At 66.5% G+C, this 21,132-nt stretch carries 14 protein-coding genes; 3 read left to right on the forward strand and 11 right to left on the reverse strand.

The genetic code is table 11. The features are described from left to right. Nucleotides 1–56 precede the first annotated feature (56 nt). On the forward strand, nt 57–1,187 hold the full coding sequence (locus tag IFS44_RS11725) for a glycosyltransferase family 4 protein (RefSeq protein WP_192098555.1): 1,131 nt from the start codon (nt 57–59) through the stop codon (nt 1,185–1,187). Nucleotides 1,188–1,473: 286 nt separating this feature from the next. Here the strand turns inward: IFS44_RS11725 and IFS44_RS11730 are convergent, their stop codons facing one another. From IFS44_RS11730 to IFS44_RS11745, 4 genes are all read right to left on the reverse strand, one after another. Continuing rightward, the gene (locus IFS44_RS11730; protein ID WP_156360375.1) at nt 1,474–1,614 is read right to left on the reverse strand and encodes a hypothetical protein; all 141 of its coding nucleotides are present in this window, start codon (nt 1,612–1,614) and stop codon (nt 1,474–1,476) included. A gap of 202 nt (nt 1,615–1,816) precedes the next feature. Next, complete coding sequence (locus IFS44_RS11735) at nt 1,817–2,317, reverse strand: PilZ domain-containing protein (RefSeq protein ID WP_192098556.1); 501 nt, start codon at nt 2,315–2,317, stop codon at nt 1,817–1,819. A gap of 1 nt (nt 2,318) precedes the next feature. Further along, nucleotides 2,319–2,642, reverse strand: a complete 324-nt coding sequence (locus tag IFS44_RS11740; RefSeq protein ID WP_192098557.1) for a hypothetical protein — start codon at nt 2,640–2,642, stop codon at nt 2,319–2,321. 83 nt (nt 2,643–2,725) lie between these two features. Then, nucleotides 2,726–4,327, reverse strand: coding sequence for an exopolysaccharide biosynthesis polyprenyl glycosylphosphotransferase (locus IFS44_RS11745; RefSeq protein ID WP_244650211.1), 1,602 nt, complete (start codon nt 4,325–4,327; stop codon nt 2,726–2,728). Nucleotides 4,328–4,667: 340 nt separating this feature from the next. Between IFS44_RS11745 and IFS44_RS11750 the strand changes: the two genes are divergently transcribed. Continuing rightward, complete coding sequence (locus tag IFS44_RS11750; protein ID WP_166746304.1) at nt 4,668–5,612, forward strand: GGDEF domain-containing protein; 945 nt, start codon at nt 4,668–4,670, stop codon at nt 5,610–5,612. Nucleotides 5,613–5,714: 102 nt separating this feature from the next. After that, on the forward strand, nt 5,715–6,596 hold the full coding sequence (locus IFS44_RS11755; protein ID WP_192098558.1) for a polysaccharide deacetylase family protein: 882 nt from the start codon (nt 5,715–5,717) through the stop codon (nt 6,594–6,596). A 12-nt stretch (nt 6,597–6,608) separates the two neighbouring features. Here IFS44_RS11755 and IFS44_RS11760 read toward each other — a convergent pair whose 3' ends face one another. From IFS44_RS11760 to IFS44_RS11825, 7 genes are all read right to left on the reverse strand, one after another. Beyond that, entirely contained in the window at nt 6,609–7,922 is a 1,314-nt protein-coding gene (locus IFS44_RS11760; protein WP_192098559.1) for an HlyD family type I secretion periplasmic adaptor subunit, read from the reverse strand. Next, a complete protein-coding gene (locus IFS44_RS11765; protein WP_192098560.1) occupies nt 7,919–9,679 on the reverse strand; it encodes a type I secretion system permease/ATPase in 1,761 nt (586 codons plus the stop codon). Before IFS44_RS11765 ends, IFS44_RS11760 begins: the two co-directional genes overlap by 4 nt. A gap of 3 nt (nt 9,680–9,682) precedes the next feature. Beyond that, on the reverse strand, nt 9,683–16,906 hold the full coding sequence (locus tag IFS44_RS21815) for a peroxidase family protein (protein WP_197977851.1): 7,224 nt from the start codon (nt 16,904–16,906) through the stop codon (nt 9,683–9,685). A 369-nt stretch (nt 16,907–17,275) separates the two neighbouring features. Further along, on the reverse strand, nt 17,276–17,938 hold the full coding sequence (locus IFS44_RS11810) for an SCO family protein (RefSeq protein WP_192098561.1): 663 nt from the start codon (nt 17,936–17,938) through the stop codon (nt 17,276–17,278). Continuing rightward, a complete protein-coding gene (locus IFS44_RS11815) occupies nt 17,935–18,996 on the reverse strand; it encodes a multicopper oxidase domain-containing protein (protein ID WP_192098562.1) in 1,062 nt (353 codons plus the stop codon). Before IFS44_RS11815 ends, IFS44_RS11810 begins: the two co-directional genes overlap by 4 nt. Nucleotides 18,997–19,022: 26 nt before the next feature. Then, complete coding sequence (locus IFS44_RS11820) at nt 19,023–20,219, reverse strand: multicopper oxidase domain-containing protein (RefSeq protein WP_192098563.1); 1,197 nt, start codon at nt 20,217–20,219, stop codon at nt 19,023–19,025. Nucleotides 20,220–20,376: 157 nt separating this feature from the next. Continuing rightward, nucleotides 20,377–21,033, reverse strand: coding sequence for a LuxR C-terminal-related transcriptional regulator (locus IFS44_RS11825; RefSeq protein WP_031441816.1), 657 nt, complete (start codon nt 21,031–21,033; stop codon nt 20,377–20,379). Nucleotides 21,034–21,132: the final 99 nt, after the last annotated feature.

The following is a 21,132-nucleotide window of genomic DNA, read 5'->3' on the forward strand; positions in this document are numbered from 1 at the left end:
ACGGTTGGCCGTAATCAGACAAAGGGGCTGGCAATCTGGATCACGTTGGGAAGCCGATGCACGTTCTTCACGTCGTTCGTCAATTTTATCCGGCCATTGGCGGGCTGGAAGACGCCGTCAGCAATCTCGCGGTCGCGCTCAAGCGCGACTGCGGAATCACCACGTCGGTGGTCACGCTCGACCGGCAGTTTTCGCGTCTCGACGCGACGCTGCCGCCGCGCGACATCTATCAGGGCGTGCCTGTGCAGCGGATCCCGTTCCGCGGCTCGACGCGCTATCCGCTCGCGCCCACCGTGCTGCAGCATCTCGGCCAGGCGGACATCGTCCATGTCCATGCGATCGATTCGTTCTTCGACGGCATGGCGCTCACCCGTCCGCTCCACCGCCGGCCGATGGTCGCCTCGACGCATGGCGGCTTCTTCCACACCGATTTCGCCAGCCGGCTGAAGCTCGCCTATTTCGCCAGCGTCACGCGCGCGTCGTCGCTCGCCTATGACCGGATCATCGCCTCGAGCGAAAGCGACGCCGCCCGGTTCAACGAGATTGCCGCGAGCAAGACGGTGACGATCGAGAATGGCGTCAACATCGGCAAATGGCAGGGCGCAGGGTCTCCGCAGCCGACGCGGACGATGATCTATATCGGCCGCTTTTCCTCGAACAAGAACATCACCGGCCTGATCGACCTCGTCGCTGCACTCGGCCGGCTTCACGGCGACTGGCGGCTGATCATCGCGGGCGGCCCGGCCGACGTCACGCCTGCACAGATCGAGGAGCATATGCGCCGGACCGGTACCGAACGGGCGGTCACGCTCGTGCCCTCGCCCAGCGACGAGGGTATCAAAGCGTTGATCGGCCAGGCCAGCTATATCGCCTCGGCGTCACGCTATGAAGGCTTCGGGCTGAGCGTGGTCGAAGGCCTGTCCGCTGGCCTGACCCCGATCGTCAGCGACATCCCGCCCTTCCGTCGGCTGGTCCGCTCGTCCGGCAGCGGCATCCTGTTCGACATTGACGATGTCGAGGCGGGCGCGGCCCGGATCGAAGCCGCGCACCGCGATGCGAGCGCCGCCTATGAGTCGAACCGCGCGAACAACATCGCCGCGAGTCTGGCCTATGACTGGCGCAGCGTCGCGCGGCAGTTCGCCGATGTGTATGAAGATGTCCTGCGGAAACGCGGCGCGCGGAGCTGACAACGCCGGGGTGCCGCACGGCTTGTTCGCAGGTGATCGGTGAGGAGGAGCGTATCGTCGCTCGGCATCGATTACGATGCCCACATCGCCAAAGCCGAGTTTACCGCGAGCGTACAGGCCCTGTTGCTGCAAGCGGGTCGGGCGAACGCTCAGGGCTGAGAATCACCGCGGCACTACGGCGAAGGCGAACCGTCATATCTCAAGCTCCGAAGCACTTTGGCAATCCGACGGCCGGGATTGTCAGACACAGGCGGACGCGCGATAGCGACCGCCCATGTGCTTGAGATCAGGCCAGGAAAAACGCCATAAGGACGATCAGTGCCCAGAGCGCAACGCTGACAGCGAGGCCAGTGATAAGACCGAGCACGGCCGAGGGGATTTCTGGATAGGATGGGGCCTGGATAGCCGGGCCGGGAAGCGCAGTCATGAACACTCTCCTCAGCGGTCGTTTCAACCGTCTTGTCTCAACATGGGACAGGGGTCATAAATAATCAATACTAATATCTAGACTAGCGCAAAATTAGCTAAGATCCTGAAAATCTTGTGCGTTCAGCGGGTCGGCAAGGCTGGCAAATGCCCCCGAAGCAGGGCTGCACCTCGCAGACCACCACACCGGCGTCAGCGTCGGTTCAGAACGATGAAAGTCCGCGCAGCAGCAGCGTCGCGAGAGCCCAGCATGCGCAGCTGGCCACGACCAGCAGGATAAGCCGCACCGGCGCTGCAAAGCGCTGCGGCGGCGCAAGCGCCGCGCCCGCGGCGGGCATGGGCACCACCGCGCTGTCGGGGATCAACGACAGGACCGCAGTCTCGCAGATCGTGTGCGTGAAGGCCGACTGGATCTGGTCGTTCGTCAGCAGGGGCTGAAACGCGCAGCCATGCGCCTCGCCGTCGCGCCATGCGATCCGCGCCGTCGCCTGCCCCGCACCGGCCAAGCCGACGCGGATATGGGCACCGACCGGCAGGACGCTGGCGCTGGAAAAACGGAAACCGCCTTCGGACAGGTCCTCGACACGGACGTCGATCGCCCGCGCATCGGCCGCTCGGACCGTGCTCGCGCGCGCTATTGCCGCACGACTCGGCTTTCGCCGGCGCTCGGCCACCGGCTCGATCGCCGTCATCTCCGCCCGCACGCTAGATGATCCAGGCAAGGACACCAGCGAGCGCCGCGGCGAAGACCGCCACGCCGGCGATGGTCGAACCGGCCCGGATCGCGCGTTCACCCAACGAGGCGGGCTCGACCGGAAGGAGCCAGTTCTCATAATCGATCCGGTCGCCGGCCAACGGGTTGGCGGCACGCGGGTCGACGACCTGAAGCTCGGCCGCGAGCGGGTCTGCGATGGAACGCGCCCCGTCGAACGAATCCGTCGTAGCGCCGGAAAGCGGATCGCCGCCACGAAACGCCGCATGTGGCGATACGGGGTCAGCCAGGTTAGCAAGAGGTGCGTGAAGGGGCATGACGACACCATGCCATACTGCTGGTTAAGAAAGCGTATGTTAAATTGCTGTCGCGGCATTTTTTGTACGTGTTTTACGGTGCGCTAGAATGCGTTGCGGTGCACAACGACCCGTACCGTAGACACGAGAATGCCAAAGTCGCGCCACACGGACCAGCCCAGGATATATTCCAGATCGGCCTGAAGGCGCTGCGTCAGATCGTCGCGGCGATGCGTCGCACCTCGGAATCCGCGCACCTGCGCAAGACCGGTGATCCCCGGCTTGAGCGCGTGACGGTGCCAATAGCGTTCATCGACCTCCCAGAACAGCTGCTGCCCCGCCAGCGACCCCAGTGCATGCGGTCGCGGCCCGACGATGCTCATCGATCCGAGCAGCACGTTCAGCAGCTGGGGCAGCTCGTCGACGCTGGTCGCGCGGATCACGCGACCGACGCGCGTGATCCGGTCGTCGGTGCGGGACGCCGAAACGCTGCCGCTCGCATCGGACTGGTCGACCCGCATCGACCGGAACTTGAACACCTTGAACAGCGCGTTGCCGCGGCCGACGCGATCCTGCCGGAAGAAGACCGGTCCACGGCTGTCGATCTTGATCGCCGCGGCGGTGATCAGCAGCAGCGGCAGCACGACGATCAGCGCGGGCACCGCAAAGGCCAGGTCGAACGTCCGCTTGATCATCCGGTTACGCGTGCTCAGCGGTCCGACCGCGACGACCAGCGTCGACCGCCCGACGAAAGTGTCGAGCCCGATCGCGCCGACCTGGTCGATTTCGTTCGAAATAATCTCGCCGCGAATGCCCGCGCCCTTCAGCAGCATCGCCCATTCGCGCTCCTTGTCGGGCCGGCAGGCGATCACGACGCGGTCGACGCCACGCAATTGGCGCGCGAGTCGATCGAGCATCATCGGATCCTGCATGTTCGGGCGAAGGTTCGCGGCCCGTGTCTCGACGACTTTGCAATGTGCAGGCACGGCGAATTCGACGTCGTCCAAGATCACCAGATCGGTGGTCACGTTGCCGCCAATCGTCAGGCGGACAAACCGGTCGATGACCAATCGAAAGACTGCCAGAAGCACGAAGCTGCCGAGCATTCCGATGCTGATGACACCACGGGATTCCGCCTGCACCGCCCGAAAATAGTAGGAGATGAACAAAAAGCTTGAAAAGGCTAGTAAAAGCGCCGTCGCCGAGCGCATGATGCCGGCCCGGGCCTTGCGCAGCACGTCAATCGAGTAGGCGCCATTGTTGAACGCCGTCAACACGTATATCGGCGCCGTGACGATGACGACGTTCATGTGCGACGTTACAGCAAAACGGCCATATTTTGCAAATATACCGAGCTCGAATGCAGCAACGACCGCGAGCAGATCAGCAAACACCAACAGGATATAAAGAGCGATGCGCAGTTGGTGGCGATGCGAGGTCGAGCCAAAACGATCGAACACTGCACCGCGCATGCCGGTAACTTTAGTATTTTCCACAGTGCCAGCTCCCTGCCCGCCACAATCTCGACTTATGCTCAGCAGGGCCAAGGCTCTGCCATAGGCGGTTTGAAGAAACCAGAGCCGAGATGCGCGGCTCATCCCATCGGAGCGCCACCCGGTCGGCACGCACCGCGCCGCGTGCGCAATGCCGCCCGCCGCAGCTATGCCACCGCCACCACCTTGCCGTCGCCGCAGCACCCCCAGCATGCGCGCAGCAGCGTCCAGCAGCCCGGTGCAGCTATTCCGGCAATGGACTGAAACCGGTACGACCGGACTCTCCCCTTGGCGCAACATACCCCTCTATAGCGGACAACCGGCGCCGGCGGGCCGTCCCATCCCGGAACATGCCCCCCCATCATAAGAAAAACCGCGCCGCCGCCGCCCGCGATCAGCCGCCACCCGTCGCATCGACACGGCCCCGAACGCGGAACCGATCGCCGCGCAAGGATTGATCGCGCGCTCTTTCGCGCTAGGGGGCGGCGGGATGAAACGGACGCGCGCGATCCCGCGTTGTACAATCCAGTACATAAAAAGGTTCGAGACAAGCATGCCAGAGGCTTTTCGTGCGGCGCGCGACGCGCTCGCCTTTCTCGAGGCACATCGTCTCGCACCGGTGGCTGAAAACTATACGTTCGCGCTTGCCGTGGTCGCCGATCCCGGATCGGACCTGGCGCGCGCCGTGGCGGCCGAGACGGATGGCGGTCTGAGGCTGACCGCACGCGCACTCGAAACGCTCAGCGAACGCCATCTTGCGATCAAGCGCGACACGACCGCCGAACGCGACAGCGCGGTCACTGCACGCGCGAACCAGCTTGGCGCGCTGACCACCGATGCGCAGACGCTGACGCGGTCGCTCAGCCACGACGTCAGCGCGATGGCGAGCGAGGCGGAGAACTGGCCCGATGCGACGCTGCTCGTGACCCGGCTGGCCGATGCCGAACGCGAGCTGGCCGAGCTGCGCCGCGACGTCGCCCGGCTCCAGTCCGACCTTGGCTCGCTCGGTACGGCGCGGCACGATCCGATGCGCGACGCAGCCACTGGCGCGCTGACGTCCGAGGGCGCGCGGCCGATCTTCGCACAGCTTGCCGAACAGGCGCGAAGCTATGTCCTCATGATCTTCAGCGTCGCCGATCTGGCCGGGGTCAATCAGCGCTTCGGCCACGCCGTCGGCGACAATGTGCTGAGCGCCTTTGTCGCGAACCTGCGACGGGTGTTTCCCGACGAGGAGATCATCCGCTGGACCGGCAATGAATTCGTCGTCGTCGTGACCGACGTCGCCCTGACGGCAGCCCGCGATCTCGCCGACGAAGCCATCGCCGCGTTCGAAACCCGCCGCCTCAGGCTGCGCGGCAGCGGCGCATGGATCGGCCCGGTCCGCGCACTCGCGGGACTGGTCGTCGGCCAGGGCGACGATCAGGACGCTGCCCTGAGCCAGGCCCGCGCCGATCTGTACCGTGCCACCGTCGAGGGTTTCGCCCCTGTGGACGGCTGAGCAGGTCGGAGCCGACGGTTCGCTCGCTCCGGCCGCGATCATGGATTCGATAAGTATCTGCATTATGGCGTTTCTATCCCGCGACCCACGCGTTCCAGCGCGATGAGCATCTCGCACCATGGCCGCTACGCCTATCGCCCGATCGTCGACCGCCCGGACTATGACTGGCCCGACGGCCGCCGCCTCGCCATCTATTTCGGGGTGAATTACGAGGTGTTCGATTTCGGCGGCGGGCTGGGTCCGGAACTGGCCCCCGCGCAGTCCGACCCGGACGTGATGAACTATGCCTGGCGCGATTATGGCAACCGGGTCGGGGCGTGGCGCTTTTTCGACCTGTTCGACCGGCTGGGCCTGCGCACCACCGCGCTGCTCAATGCCGACGTCCTCGATCGCTGCCCCGGGCTGGCCGAGGCGTGCCGGGACCGCGGCGACGAGATCGCGGCGCATGGCGGCACCAACGCGACCGCGCAAGGATCCCTTGCGCACCCGCACGAGACCCGGATGATCGCCGACGTGACCGAGCGGCTGGCGACACTCGGGGTGCGTCCCACCGGCTGGCTGGGGCCGTGGATCTCGGAGAGCGACGCCACGCCGGACCTGCTCGCCGAAAATGGCTATCGTTATGTCCTCGACTGGGCACATGACGACCAGCCGACCCGGCTCGCCACCTCTCATGGCGGACTGCTCTCGATTCCCTATTCGCAGGAAATCAACGACCTGCCCGCGATCATCGCGCGCAAGCAGGAGGCGGCGACGTTCGCCGCCATGATCCGCGACGGCGTCGAACAGCTGCTGTCCGAATGCGACCGGCGTCCGCTCGTCCTGGGCATCGCGCTCCACCCCTATATCATGGGACAGGCACACCGCGTCCCCGCACTGGCCCGCGTACTGACCGAACTCCGCGCGGCGAACGATCCGCGCATCTGGTGGACCACCGCCGGCGACATCGCGGCGCATGTCGAGGCGAACGGGCTGGCCGCCTGACCCCGCACTCACTCAGGCTTCACGACCGCCGCGCCACAGGCTCTCTTTCAACGGGCCGATCAGATAGTCGAGCGCGGACCGTTTCCGGAGCGGGACGAGGATCTCGGCGGGCATGCCCGGCGTCAGTGCGCCGGGCCCCTTGAGCGCGACGAGCGTCCGATAGCTTTCCGGCAGCAACGACGCCTCCGCCCGGAAGAAGCGGTTGCCGGTCCGCTCCTCGGTGAAGCTGTCCGCCGACACCGTGTCGATCCGGGCGTCGAGCGCGGGCATCGCGCGGTCGTGGAATCCGGTGAAGCGGACCTGCGTCGTCTGGCCGGGGCGCATGTCGTCGGCATCGTCGGGCGAGACCTGCACCTCGATCACCAGCGCCCTGCGATCGGGCACGATCTCCATCAGCGTCTGCCCTGGCGAGACCACCCCGCCGATGGTGTAGATCGTCGGGCCGACGATCGTGCCGGCCACCGGCGCGCGCACCATCGAACGGGCGAGCTGTTCGCGCGCCGCGAGCAATTTGGGTTGCAGCTCGTTCATCCGCACCAGCAGATCGCGCAGGCTGCCCTCCACCTCCTCGATCTGGCGGCGATCGACGCCCGCGGCCGAGAGTTCGGCTTCGCCGATCGCATCGCGCGTCTGGAGGATCTGTGCCCCCAGCGCGCCATGCTCCCCGTCGAGCGCGGCCTGCGTACGCTCGAGCGCGCGGATCCGGTTGATCGAGGCAAAGCCTTTGGCGGCGATGACCCGCATCCCCGTCAGCTCGTCGTCGAGCAGCGCGCGTTGCCGGCGGTTCGCCGTGATCTGCTCCCCGAACCCGCCAATCTGTTCGGCATTGGCGTGGGCGCGCCGCATCCACACCGCCTTCTCGGTCTGCGCAGTCCGCAGCCGCGCCGCCAGCAGCAACCGCTGCCCACGCAGCGCATCCTCCGCCAGCACCCGGTCCGCCGCCGGCAGCGTGCGGAATTCGACCGGCTCGGCCATCACCGCGCGCCGGTCGCGTTCGGCGAGCAGGCGTTCGCGCTGCGCGAACAGCATCATCAGCTCGGCGGTCATCCCGCGTTCGAGCGCATGCAGGTCCGCCGACGCGATCTCCAGAAGCACCTGCCCGCGGGCGACCTTCTGGCCTTCGACGGCGCGCAATGCCGTGACGATGCCGCCGTCGCGATTCTGCACCGCCTGCCGCTTGCCCGACACGATCACCGCGCCGCGGGCATAGACGCCGGCGTCGAGCGGCATCATCGACGCGCCCCCCAGCAGCCCGATGAAGAACAGCGCCGCGACGCGCAGGCCGCGCCGGATCTCCACCCGCGCCGAATCGTCGATCATGGTCATGACACCGCCCCCTTCAGTCCGACGACATTGCCGCGGCTTCCGCCGGCGCGGCGCGCCAGCTCGGCCAGAACCTCCTCGGCCGGACCTTCGCAGTCGACCGACCCGGCGTTGAGGACGAGCAGCCGATCCGCGGCGGCCAGCACGCTGGTGCGATGCGCCGCGATCACGATCGTCGCGCCGCGCTGGCGACTGGTCTCCAGCGCGCGCATCAGCGCCGCCTCGCCCTCCGCGTCCAGCGCGGCATTGGGTTCGTCGAGCAGAAGGATCGGCGGGTCGTCGAACATCGCCCGCGCCAGCGCGATCCGCTGCCGCTGCCCCGCCGACAGCGCCAGCCCGCCGCGCCCGATCGGACAGTCATAGCCACCGGGCAGCGACAGGATCAGCGCGTGACACCCCGCGACCTTGGCCGCGTCGATCACCCGCCGGTCGAACGAGACCGGGTCCACCGCGTTCGGATCGGCGAACCGGGCGATGTTCTGCGCCACCGTGCCCGTCAGGAAGCCGGGCTCCTGCGGCACATAACCGCGGTACCGCGCGAGCCGCTGCGCATCCCAGAGGATCGAGTCCGCGCCGTCGAGCAGCACCTGTCCGGATTCGGGCGCGATACCCCCGGCGAGGATGCGGATCAGCGTCGTCTTGCCCGCCCCCGACGCGCCGACGATGCCCAGCATCTGCCCCGCCTGCAGGTCGAAGCTCACGCCCTTGAGCAGCATCGCCGCGCCATCGCCGCTGCGCGTGGTGATCTTGCGCGCGGTGATCCGGCCGAGCGGCGCCGGCAGGACGGTCGCGGGCGCCGCCGCCGCGTCCGTGTCGAACAACTGCTTCAGCGATTTCAGCGCCTCGTTCGCGTTCTGCAGGTTCGACCAACCGCCGATCAGCAGCTCGACCGGCTGCAACGCACGGCTGAGCAGCACCGATGCGGCGATGATCGATCCGACCGAGATCTGCCGCTGGACCGCGAGGATCGCGGCGAGCCCCAGCGCCAGCGACTGGAGGAACAGCCGCATGAACTTGGCGATCGCGGCATAGCGCGCGGTCGCCATCTGCGCCGCGGCCAGCGCTGCCTGCCCGTCGCTGCGTTCGGTGATCTGCCGGTCGACCATCGCCCGGCCCATGCCCAGCGCGCGGACGAGCTCGGCCTGCTGGGCGATATCCTCCTGGACGATCGCCGACCGGGCATTGGCGGTGTGCGCGACGGTCATCAGCCCGCGCGTCCCCCGCTCGGACATCCATGTCAGCACCGCGAGGCACGCGCCCGCGGCGATGATGAACAGCCCCAGCAGCGGATGGATCAGCACCGCTGCCAGGACATAGATCGGCGTCCAGGGCGCATCGAAGATCCCGACCAGCGTCGGCGCGGTGATCACCTGCCGCAGCGTGTCGAACTCGCGCATCGCCTGTGCGGTCGTCGGGTCGCGCTGCCGGGTGTGGCCGCGCTCGATCAGCCGCGCCAGGATCGCCCGCGACACACGCTGGTCGAGCCGCAGCGACACCTTGACCATCAGCCGCGACCGCAGGGCCTCGAGCACCCCGATCGTGGCGATCGCCGCGCCGAGCACGAGCGTCAGGATCACCAAGGTGACGACGCCCCCGGTCGGCACCACCCGGTCATAGACCTGCATCATGTACAGCGTCGGTGCGAGGTACAGGATGTTGACCAGCGCACTGAACAGCAGAGCGGCCACCACATGCGACCGGCACTGCCTGACCGCGTCACGTACCGGCAGTGGCAGCCGGTCCTCGAACATCTGCATCATCGATCAGAACCCGAAATCGCTGTGGTCGATCGTCGTCGCGTTCACCCCGGTGAGCGTGATCGTCTGCGTGCCGATCGTGATCACCGTGTTGACGCCGACCTGCGAAATCAGCACCTGTGCCCCGAAATTGGCGGCGGTGATGCCGCAACCCGAAACATCGAGCAGGTCCTGTCCCCCGGCCGCATCGAAGTCGAAATCGACCACCGTGTCATTGCCCTGCCCGGTCACGAACACGAACACGTCGTCGCCCGTGCCCCCGGTCAGCCGGTCGCTGCCCGTGCCGCCGACGAGCCGGTCCTGCCCCGCGCCGCCCAGCAGCTGGTCATTGCCCCCCAGCCCCTGCAACAGGTCGTCGCCGTCGAACCCGGACAGGATATTGCCCGCGCTATTGCCCGTCAGTGCGTTCGCGCCGGCATTGCCGTTGCCGTGCACCCCGGAAGTGCCCGTCAGCGTCAGGTTTTCGAGCCCGTCGGCCAGCGTGAAGGTGATGCTGCTGGTGACGAGATCGACGCCGTCCCCGTCGGTCTCGTCGACGCTGTCCCCCAGAGTGTCGACGATGTAGATATCGTCGCCCAGGCCACCCGCCATCACGTCCGCGCCGGTGCCCCCGTCGAGCGTGTCCGCCCCGGCGCCGCCGAACAGCCGGTCGTCGCCGGCCATGCCGCGCAGCGTGTCGGCCCCCTCCATCCCCGACAGGATGTTGACGCCGGCATTGCCCGTCAGGATATTGGCATCCGCGCTGCCCGTCGCATCGATCGCCGCCACCCCGCTCAACGTCAGACGCTCGACCCCGGCCCCCAGCGTGAAGGACACGCTGCTGGTGACCGTATCGAGGCCGTCGCCGCCGGTCTCGTCGACGACGTCGCCGATATCGTCGACGACATAGCTGTCGTTGCCGCGCCCGCCGGACATCACGTCCTGGCCCGTGCCGCCGTCGAGCGTATCCGTGCCCGCGCCGCCGAACAGCTGGTCGTTGCCGGCAAAGCCCGACAGCGCGTTGGCGCCGTCATTGCCGGTGATGACGTTGTCGGCGGCATTGCCCCGCCCCGCGATTCCCCCCGTCCCGGTCAGGGTGAGGCGTTCGACGCCGGTGCCGAGCGTGTAGGTGATGCTGCTGGTGACGGTGTCGATACCGTCGCTGGCGGTCTCGTCGACGATGTCGCCGGTCGTGTCGACGCTATAGAGATCGTCGCCGTCGCCGCCCGTCATGATGTCCGAGCCGGTGCCCCCGTTCAGGATGTCCGCGCCCGCACCGCCGTTCAGCCGGTCGTTGCCCGACAGCCCGATCAGCGTGTCGTCGCCGTCGAGACCCGTCAGCGTGTTCGCCGCACCATTGCCCGTCAGGATGTTGGCGGCGGCGTTGCCCGTCGCGCTGGGCGAACCGCTCCCCGTCAGCGTCAGATTCTCGACACCGGCGGCGAGCGTGAAGGTCACGCTGCTCTTGACCAGGTCGACGCCGTCACCGTCGGTTTCGTCGACGACGTCGCCGACATTGTCGACGGTATAGATGTCGTCGCCCGTGCCGCCGGACAGGCTGTCCGCGCCGGTACCACCGTCGAGGTCGTCCGCCCCGCCCCCGCCGAACAGCTGGTCGTTGCCGGCCAGCCCGCGCAACGTATCCGCGCCGTCCAGCCCGGTCAGCCGGTTCACCCCGGCATTGCCCGTCAGGACGTTCGCATCGGCGTTGCCCGTCGCGTTGATCGCCGCACTGCCCGTCAGCGTGAGGTTGTCCACGCCGCCCGCGAGCGCGAAGCTCACGCTGCTGTTGACCAGATCGACGCCGTCGCCGCCTGTCTCGTCGACGACGTCACCGACATTATCGACCGTATAGGTGTCGTTGCCGAGCCCACCCGCCATCGCGTCCGCACCGGTCCCGCCGTCCAGCCGGTCGTTGCCGCCGCCGCCGGTCAGCCGGTCGTCCCCCGCGAGCCCCGCCAGACTATTGTCCCCGTCATTGCCGGTGACGATGTTCGCGACCGCGTTTCCGGTGGCGTTCAGTGCCGCGATCCCGGTCAGCGTGACGTTTTCCAGCCCCGTCGCGAGCGTGTAGGCGATGCTGCTGATGACGGTGTCGGTCCCGTCACCCCCGCTTTCGCTGACGACATCGCCCGTGCTGTCGACGACATAGGTGTCGTCCCCCAGCCCGCCCGCCATGGTGTCGGCGCCCGCTCCCCCGTCGAGGAAATCGGCGCCCGCGAGCCCCGTCAGCGTGTTGGCGGCGCCGTTGCCGGTCAGCACGTTGTTGCCCGCATTGCCGGTACCGCTGATCCCCGCGGAGCCGCCGAGCACCAGATTCTCGACCTCGGTGCCCAGCGTGTAGCTGATGCTGCTGGTCACCGTGTCGGTGCCGCCCAAGCTGCCCTCGACGACCGTGTCGCCGCCGTCATCGACGACATAGGTGTCGTCGCCCAGCCCCCCCGCCATCCGGTCGGCCCCGGCCCCGCCGTCGAGGCTGTCGTTTCCGTCTTCGCCGAACAGACGGTCGTCCCCGTCGAGCCCTACCAGCGTGTCATCGCCGCCGCGCGCAAAGACGAGGTCGGCGTCCTCCGTGCCGGTGAGCGCGTTGGCCTCCTCGTCTCCGAGGATCGCGTAATCGGGGATCGCCACCGCCATCGTCGCGTCGGAATAGACCACCGATTCCGGCTGGTTCGTCCCCTGCGTGCTGAACCCGCGATTGTCGGTATAGTTGGTCGCGACGCGCAGCGGCTGGCCGATATCGTCGACCGTGACCTTGTACGTGTCGCCGGTCGCCCCCGCGATATCGACCCACGTCCCTTCGACTTGACGCTGCCACTGCCGCGCAAAGCTCGTCGTGCCGTCATAATCGATGAAACTGCCCGCCGTGACGGTCAGCACCTGATCGAGCTGCGGCGTCACATTGTCGATTCCGAAGGTGCCGACATGCTGGCGGTTGATCTCGGCGACGCTGTCGGCGAACTGGATCCGCTCGACATTGCGCAGCATGTCGCTGCCCTCGTCGCCGATATTGTCGACGACGCTGACCCGCCCGTCGGGCCGCAGCGTGATCGTGAAGTTGGAGCGGTTGCCGATATAGACCGCGGTATCCATCCCCGACCCGATCGTCGCCGCACCCGTGGCATAGCCGTTGACGGTCTCGCGGTAGACGATCTCGCGCGACGCGACGAGCTGGCCGGGGTTGATCGTCCCGTTCAGCAGCCGCGCCTGGATCTCCGTCAGCGAATCCGCGCGGAACAGCTCGGCACCCGACCCGTCCTTGTTTTCGCGCACGCTGATGAAGACGTGCATATAGGCGTCGCCGTCGATGACGTCGTTGCCCGCGCGCCCCTTGATGACGTCCGCACCGCCGCCGCCGATCAGCAGGTCGTCGGTCGTGCTGCCGTCCATCACCAGCGCATCGGCATCGTTCGCATCCCAGGTCTTGAAGCTCAGCAGCTCGCGCAGCCCGGTGATGAGCCGCACGCCGTCCTCGTACAGGTTGTTGCCGAGGATCCGGGGATTGTCGTCGCCGAGCAGATCCGGGAAATTGGCGCCCGTGCTGACGAGCCCGAGCGGGATCTGCCGGCCGGTCAGCGTGTCGGCATATTTCCAGCCCGACAGCGCCTCGACCAGGTCGTTGCGGTCGCGCAGCGTGAACGCCTGCTGGTTGACCGCGGCACTCAGCCCCAGATCCGAATTGGCGGCGGTCGTGTCACCCTGGTGGATGACCCAGTCGAACCCGGCCATGCCGTTGTTGCGCTGGATCCCCGCCCCCTGGATCATGATGTCGTCGCCGCTCTCCCCGTCATAATCGGTGTCGTTGCCGCCGCCGTTCAGGATGTCGTTGCCGATGATCGGGCTGTTGAAGAACAGGTTCGAATTCTCGCCCGTCACGCTGTCGAAGCCGTCGCCGCCCTCGATCCAGTCGTCGCCTTCATTGCCCATCAGACCGTCGCTGCCGCTGCCGCCCAGCAGGAAGTCGTTGCCGCGGCCGGCGAACATCTCCTTCGCGTCGGTGCCGCCGACCATGAAGTCCTGGCCGCCGCCACCGAACATGATGTCGAGCCCAGAGCCGCCGCTGACGACGTCATTGCCCTCGCCACCGCGCAGGAAATCGTCGCCGAACGGATCCTCGATGATGTCGTCGCCGTCACCGGCATAGACCTGATCGGACTCCGTGCCCGCGTTCAGGTAATCGTCGCCGCCATCGCCCCACAGCGTATCGATGCCCTTGTCGCCATATAGCCGGTCATTGCCCTCGGTCCCGCCGAGCACGACATGCTCGCCGCCGCTATATTTGAGCATCCCGCCATCGTCATGGCCGTCGCCGTCGACGTCCTCGCCCGGGGCGATCCGATCCACCTTGGGATCGAACGCCTGCTGAAAACTGTCCTCCCAGACCGGATCGAACGTGCCGCCCGCCAGATACGTGCCGTCCTCGCCGATATTGGTGACCTGCGGCGTCAGCGGATCGAGTTCGAGGATATAGTCCGCGGTGTTGAAGATCTGGCCGTCGACATGCGTCGAATGCACGTCGCCCAGGTCGGAATTGCGCATCACGAGATCGGCGAAGCTGCTCTTCTCCAGCTCGTTGAGCATGTTCATGCCCTGCGTACGGCTGAGATAATAGAAGCGGTCGCCGTTCTGCAGGCTTTCGAGCTGGTGTTCGAACACATAGTTGAACGTCGAACCCAGCATCCCGCCGAATTCCATCTTCTCCTCGGCCAGACCGCCGATCCACAGATCGACCAGGTTCAGCCCGGTTTCGTGGCTATCGACTCCGTCGACGATGCTGGGCGCCCAGTTGCCCTTGCTCTGCAGGAAGTTGAGCCGATCGGCCGGGGCCTGCAGCACATGCTCCTCGACGCCCATCGCGGCATTCGCATGGACGACGATATCCGCGCCGCCCATCACCAGCAGGGTCGCGGCGGCGCGCTTGCCCTCCAGCGTCGTCTCGCCGGTGATCAGCGGATGCGTGCCATAAGCGGCGATGAAATTGACGATCGACAGCGGGTTCTTGATGTTCTGCGCGAAGTCGAACCAGCTCGTATAGGGCTTCAGCTGCGACTCGTTGGTCGAGGCATAGAGCTCCGCACGCACCACGTTGAACGCCGCGACGCCGGCATCGCGGCCGCGCGCGATGTTGAGCGCGGCGAGGTCGAGCGGCAGCCCGACGAGGAAATTGCGCAGCGAATCGGGCACGAACTCGTCGATCTCGCTCCCCTCGACGCGCGTCATCCCGCGGATGATCGCGCCGGCGGCGATTTCGGCATCCTCCTCGCCGGTGACGGGATCCAGACCCGCTTCCGCAAAGGCCTGCGGGTTCAGGAACGCCTCGACCAGGCTCAGCGATTGCGTCGACAGCGTCGGGTCGGTGATCTCGATCGTGTCGGTCAGCATCGAATGGCCGAACCGGTACACGGCGTGCGCGAACTCGGCGGTGATCGCGGGGTCGATGTCGGCGGTATTGCTGAAGATGAACGGATCGATATTGGGCTGGATCCGGCGCGCGAATTCCTCGAACACCAGATGCTGATACTGCATCTCGGTGCTGAACCGCCCCGCCTGGAACAGCCTCTCGCCATCCCAGTCGAGCGCGGCGATCGCCTGCGTCTTCGCCGTCCCGGTCAGCGCCTCGATCGCATCGAGCTCCGCCTGCGTGATCGCGCTGCGCGTGCCGTCCGCGGCGGGCCGCAGCCATTCGTTGACGATGGCAAGGTCACCCGATGCGATGATCGTCAGCTTGTCCGCCTCGACCACGCGGTTGTGCTCGGAATGGAAGACCGTGTGGACCGCGGTCAGCCCGATATTCTCGTTGCCGCGGCCATCGCCCGTGACGAAATGCGCGTCGAGCATCTCGCTGTCATAGGTCAGCGGGTTGTTGTCGTCGGCGATCAGGTCACGCGCGTTGATCACGCCGTCCAGATTGACGTCACGCAGGTCGTCGAGCGTGATCGCGTGGTCGCCATCCACATCGACGATCCGCCCCTCGCCCGCGACCAGGTCGGCCTCGTCGGACATGCCGTCGCCATTAAAGTCGAGCAGGTCGGTATCGGCGGTCTGCCGCACCGCGGGCGTCGCCGGATTGTGATCGAGGTCGACCAGCACCGGCTCGGCATGATGCGCGATGTCGTTGAGGAACGCGTGGCCGGTGAAATAGGCGTTCGCCGGCACCGCGACGCCCTCGGCCGTCCCCTCGAGCAGCGTGCCGTCCTTCAGCATGATCTGCGCATAGCCGTTCGCGCCGGGGATGAACCGGCCGTACGCGTCGGTCAGCAGCAGCGGCACATTGTGCACGTCGTAATCGTCGAGCCGGATGCCCAGCATCGTCAGCGCCTGCGCCTTGGTCTCGGCCCAGTTCGCCATCCCGCCGATCGCGCCGTCGAGCAGCCGCCCGGTCGAGATCGCATGCGAATCCTTGACCCCGTCGCCGTCCGAATCGACCGAGAACTTGTATTCGCGCAGGAACACCTGATGCGATGCATGCGAGGTATAGGTCTGGTTCTGGTCGATGAACGGCGTCGTCGTGTTGACCGTCTCGGTCCCGCCGACGACCGGGTTGCCGTTGGCGTCATATTGCGTCGACCGGGTCAGCGGCATGAAGTTGGGGCCGCCGGGCACATAGAGCGGATCGTCGGGCTGGAGCGGGATCAGCACCGTGCCGTTGCCGCCCTTGGTGATCAGGTCGAGCCCATGATCGAAGAACTGGCCGAAGAACGTCATCCAGGCGTTGAACGACGGCGACAGGCCGATGTCCGGCGACAGGTTCGGGATCGACGCCAGTTCCTCGTTGGTCGGGATATAGCCATCGGGCGGCGCGTCACCGCCATGCGCATCGGCATAGGCCGCCTGCGCATGCGCGTTGACGTACCAGGCGGCGATCGCCGCAGGATTGGTGTTGGTCATGTCGGCGATCAGGTTGCTGATCAGCCGCGGATCGGCATCGACCACGCTGCCCGGCGTGCCATAATCGGTGTTGGTCAGGACCGGCCCGCCGGGCCCGGTGCCGAACGTCGCGCCGTCGTTCAGGTTGCGGAACACCGGCGTCGTCAGCCGCGGCAGCAGCTGGTCCGCCGCGCCCAGCACCGCATTGCCGGGCAGCAGGTTGTTGTAGCTGCCATCGACGGTCCGCAGACCATAGGGGATCAATTGCGCCTGGGGGCCCAGGATATCCGCGAGCGACTCGCCAGCGGCATTGCGCTCGCTGATCCTGATCTGCGCCAGGATGAAGTTCAGGTCTCCCAGATCGACGGTGAAGTCACCAGACATGATGCAATTTCCCCTCTGAATGACGAAACGTGAAACGCCTCGAGCGATCGTGATCGGGTCGTGATCGAGAACCGGCGCACGTCGTGACGGCACCGTTCCATTCCTCGTCCGATTCTATAAGCCGCGTGAAGGACTTACGCCGGCCCTTGGCAGCCTAGGCCCTGTCCTAGGCCGAACGGCCGGGTTCGCGGCCGCGCCGCCTGGCGATGGACCCGAACACGCATCGAATCCCGGTCTGTGCGAGGTCGAGCGGGGCCACGCGCGGCGCTACCCCGCCGCCAGTGAGGGGGGGCTCTTTCCGGCGGCGGGGTCCCGATCCGGCGAGCAAATCGGCCGGTCGAGACGATACTGGACACGAAAGCCGCCGGGTCAGCCCCGGCGGCGTGCCAGATGACGGATCATGTCCTCGAGCGCGACCGAGGGCTGGTCGTGCATCGCATAGCCCGCGACACGCGTGTCGGGCGCGAGGACATAGATGAGCGAGGAATGGTTGATGCTGTGCCCCATCTCGCCGGGCCTTGGCGGGATATGTTCACGCGCGACGTTGAACGCCTGCGTCGCGGCGTTCAGCTGCGCGCGCGTGCCGGTCGCCACGACCAGCCGCCCGTCGAACTTCTTGGCCAGCGCGCGCATCGCGGCGATGCGGTCGAGTTCGCCATGGCCGTGATGCGGCGGCGCCTGCAGCGCCATCGCCGCCGCCGCGCCCGGCCGGCGGAATCGCACCACGCCGAGCGGCGGCACGTCGATGTCGACGAACAGCGCACGCGCCGCGATCCCCGACTGGCGCAGCCGTTCCGCCGTCTGCACCATCCGCGGAATGGCCATCGGGCAGCTCGCGCGGCAGCGGCTGTACCCGAAGAACAGCAGCGTCCATTTATCGCGAAAGTCCGCCGCACCGATCGGGCGGCCTGCGACATCGGAAAAGTCGAACGCCCCGCCCAGCTGCGTGGGCATTGCCGCATGCGTCGCATGGCCGGGACGTGCGGACGGGGAGGCGGACGGGGGGGCGGATCGGGTCGGGGGTGTGGTCATGATACGACAATCTGCGTCTTGGCCACGCCGCGGCCATTGTCCTGGACGCGGCGGGTGATCCAGTGGAGATATTCGATCGTTGCGTTGATCGCGCCGCGCTGAGTCGCGGTGATCAGGAAATCGAGCCGAGCGGCGCTGGTCAGCTCGATCGGCGTGCCCGCGGGAAAGACGATCGGCGCATTCCAGTTTTCCTTGCCCAGCCGGTGCCCGTCGCACGACACGCAGGTCACCGGCACCTGGAACGTCACCCGAAGGATCGAGTAGCTCGCGTTGAGCAGCCGGATCAGGATCGTGTCGCCGACCCGCGCCTTGGCCGCGACCCGCTGATCGGTCATCGTCTTGGTCGGGAACACACCGTTGATCAGGAAATATTTGGGCTCGAACCGGTTCAACCCGACATTCTCCCCGCACATGCCCGCATCATGGTTGTTGCTCAGCACATTGTGCCAGCGCGCATCCATGTCGTCGCACACCCAGAGCCGCTCGACCTGATAGCGCTGGTACGGCGCATTCGCCATCGGCGACGAATAGAGATAGCCGGGCCCCTCCGGCGGATCGACGATCAGCCCGCCGAACATCCCCATCTCGAAATGCAGCGGGGTGTTGCGGTGGCAGTGATAGAAGAAGGTGCCGGGGCTCGACGCTTTCCACTGATAGGTGAACTGGTTCGCCACCTCGAACGACACATGCCCGACGCCGTCATGCATCGTCGTCGGCTCGATCCCGTGATGATGGATCGTGTGCGCATGCTTGGCGGTGAGCAAAGTGACATGCACGATCTGCCCCTGCCGCACGCGCATCAGCGGCGAGGGATAGGGCGATTTGACGCCGCTCGCCGGATCCTCGAACGCCCAGTAGCGCAGCCGTACCCCGTCGGGCGCGACCAGATTGCCGCTGGTCGTCACCTGCCGGACGAAGCTGATGTCGGGCGTCAGCCGGTCGGGCGTCGGCAGGCTCGCCTTGAAGACGTTGCAGCCGAACGTCTGGAAATTGGTGACGCCCTGTGCCGCGGTCTTGGTCCAGTCGATCCCCGACGGACTGATACTCTCATCGCCCATGGTCATTCCCCATCGTCTCGACCGGATCAGAAGGCGTAGATCGGGCTGGTCATCGTCCAGTGCGTGACCAGTCCCTGCGGATAATTGCCCCCGCCCGCGGTCTGCGACATCTCGGTGTGGCAGTGCATGACGTATTTCAGCGGGAACGGCTCCTCCCTCGGCGGCCAGACCGGCACGTCGGGCGGCCGCTCGAACGGCAGGATCATGTCCTTGCGGTCCATCGGCCGCATGATCCACACGTCGCGTTCATAGACGTTGGTCTCGCAATAGGGGACGCCGCTCGCGTCCGCCTCGGTACATTCGAACAGGTGATTGCCGTGGATGTGCGCCGAATGGGTGCACAGCCCGGCATTCATCACCCGGAGCAAGGTCGGTTGCCCCTGCTTCCCGACCGGCTCGATCGCCTGCGCGGCCGCCCTGTCGACGCTGGCCGTGGTGTCGTGGACCGCGGTATCGAACCCGCTCAGGCCGTTGATGTGGAAATAATCGGGCAGGAACGCATCGATCAGCGCCTGGCCTGATATCCGATACCCCGCCGCCACGCGCGCGTTGATCGCCGAATCGGTCTGCGAGAACAGCCACAGCTTGTCGCGGGCCGGATCCCCCGCCTTCCACCGCTCGCCGGGAAACCGCGGGTGCCGCCCGAACGCATCGAACACCGCGGCGATCTGCGGCGTGTGCATCGCGCGGCTGAACGGCGTCGCCGAGCCCGCAACCGTCGTGCCCAGCGCAGGGTCGACGATGAAGGCGCCGTGCAGCCCGAGGATGCGGTTGAGCGGCGGCTCATACGGATCATGATAGAGATAGGAGCCGCCGACCGGCGCGACGAAATCCGGCACCTGCCGCGTCTGGCCGGGGGGGATTTCGGGCACGGTCGCCTGCGGGATGCCGGTGATCGCAAAACCGTGCGGGACGAGGTCGTTGTTCGTGACGCTGAGCGCGACGGGTTCGCCCTCGCGGTACCGCAACACCGGCTGTGGCTGGCCGCTCTCGTGGAAATAGAACACCATGTAGACGATCTTGCCGTCGATCATCTCCTTCTCGACCGGCTCGATGACCAGCCGGAGCGACTGCGCAAGATCGGACGAGCCCGATAGCGACATCGGCGTCGGCGCCGGGCTGCTGAGCGGCGTGTCGGTCGGCGTGATCATCTGCTGCGCCGTCGCGGCGAGCGCCACCGTCGTCGCGCCGGCCCCAATCTTCAGAAAGTCCCGGCGCTCCATCGACTATCCCCATGACGTTCGCGCAGCGCAATATCTGCCCGATTTCCCGGTATTTAGGTGCCAGACGCTGCTGCAGGATCAAGTAGGCCGCTCGGTCTAAGACCATGGACGATGCGGGGCCCGGGCGGGCCGCCGCGCGGCATGGCTGCAGGCCGGCTCAATAGGCCTGCGCATGCACCGACGCGACCGCACCGGTTCGGTTGTGCACCCCGAGCGCCTTGAACAGCCCCGACAGATGCACCTTGATCGTCCCCTCGGCGAGGTTCAGCGCATGCGCGATCTCCTTGTTCGACGCGCCCCCGACGAGCAGTTGCAGCACCTGTTGCTGCCGCCGGGTGAGCGCGCCCTCGGCCCGCACCGAGTCCGGTTCGGGCGCCGACAGGTCGCCGACCATGTCGGGCAGGTAGATATGGCCCGCGGCGACCATCCGTACCGCCTTGGCGATCTCGTCCATCGGCATGGATTCGAGGATATAGGCGTGCGCGCCCGCGCTGATCAGCGACAGGATCTTCATCCGCTCGCGCGTCTGCCCGACGACGATGATCCGAAGGTGCGGGTAGGACAGGCGCAGCCGGCGCATCATCCCGTGACCCTGGCCGTTCAGAACATCGGTATTGATGACGGCGAGCTTGGTGCAGTGCGCCCTCAGGAGATGCGCCTGGACGCTGCTCCAGTTCGATGTCGTCAGAACCGTATCGGCTAGATGCTGCTGGCTGAGAATGCTCGATATGGCGTAGCGGAATATTTCGGCATTGCTTGCGACAATAGCGTTGGATCTATCCAATTCATCATTGCGAATGATCTGCTCATTCATGACGCCCCTCCATTGGATGTTTTTGTAATATTACGCGATAATCTTACCAAAGCTGCCTAGACCATTGGCCGAGGCTGCGACCACGCCGGGTCTTAGGCA

The organism is Sphingomonas sp. CFBP 13706, assembly GCF_014842355.1.
Lineage (GTDB): Bacteria > Pseudomonadota > Alphaproteobacteria > Sphingomonadales > Sphingomonadaceae > Sphingomonas > Sphingomonas aerolata.

Excerpts from the sequence above, each read along its gene's own strand:
- IFS44_RS11825 (WP_031441816.1), bottom strand. The coding sequence starts at position 21,033 with ATGAATGAGCAGATCATTCGCAATGATGAATTGGATAGATCCAACGCT.
- IFS44_RS11745 (WP_244650211.1), bottom strand. The coding sequence starts at position 4,327 with ATGCTGGGGGTGCTGCGGCGACGGCAAGGTGGTGGCGGTGGCATAGCT.
- IFS44_RS11740 (WP_192098557.1), bottom strand. The coding sequence starts at position 2,642 with ATGCCCCTTCACGCACCTCTTGCTAACCTGGCTGACCCCGTATCGCCA.
- IFS44_RS21815 (WP_197977851.1), bottom strand. The coding sequence starts at position 16,906 with ATGTCTGGTGACTTCACCGTCGATCTGGGAGACCTGAACTTCATCCTG.
- IFS44_RS11750 (WP_166746304.1), top strand. The coding sequence starts at position 4,668 with ATGCCAGAGGCTTTTCGTGCGGCGCGCGACGCGCTCGCCTTTCTCGAG.
- IFS44_RS11755 (WP_192098558.1), top strand. The coding sequence starts at position 5,715 with ATGAGCATCTCGCACCATGGCCGCTACGCCTATCGCCCGATCGTCGAC.
- IFS44_RS11820 (WP_192098563.1), bottom strand. The coding sequence starts at position 20,219 with ATGGAGCGCCGGGACTTTCTGAAGATTGGGGCCGGCGCGACGACGGTG.
- IFS44_RS11765 (WP_192098560.1), bottom strand. The coding sequence starts at position 9,679 with ATGATGCAGATGTTCGAGGACCGGCTGCCACTGCCGGTACGTGACGCG.
- IFS44_RS11810 (WP_192098561.1), bottom strand. The coding sequence starts at position 17,938 with ATGACCACACCCCCGACCCGATCCGCCCCCCCGTCCGCCTCCCCGTCC.
- IFS44_RS11760 (WP_192098559.1), bottom strand. The coding sequence starts at position 7,922 with ATGACCATGATCGACGATTCGGCGCGGGTGGAGATCCGGCGCGGCCTG.
- IFS44_RS11725 (WP_192098555.1), top strand. The coding sequence starts at position 57 with ATGCACGTTCTTCACGTCGTTCGTCAATTTTATCCGGCCATTGGCGGG.
- IFS44_RS11730 (WP_156360375.1), bottom strand. The coding sequence starts at position 1,614 with ATGACTGCGCTTCCCGGCCCGGCTATCCAGGCCCCATCCTATCCAGAA.
- IFS44_RS11815 (WP_192098562.1), bottom strand. The coding sequence starts at position 18,996 with ATGGGCGATGAGAGTATCAGTCCGTCGGGGATCGACTGGACCAAGACC.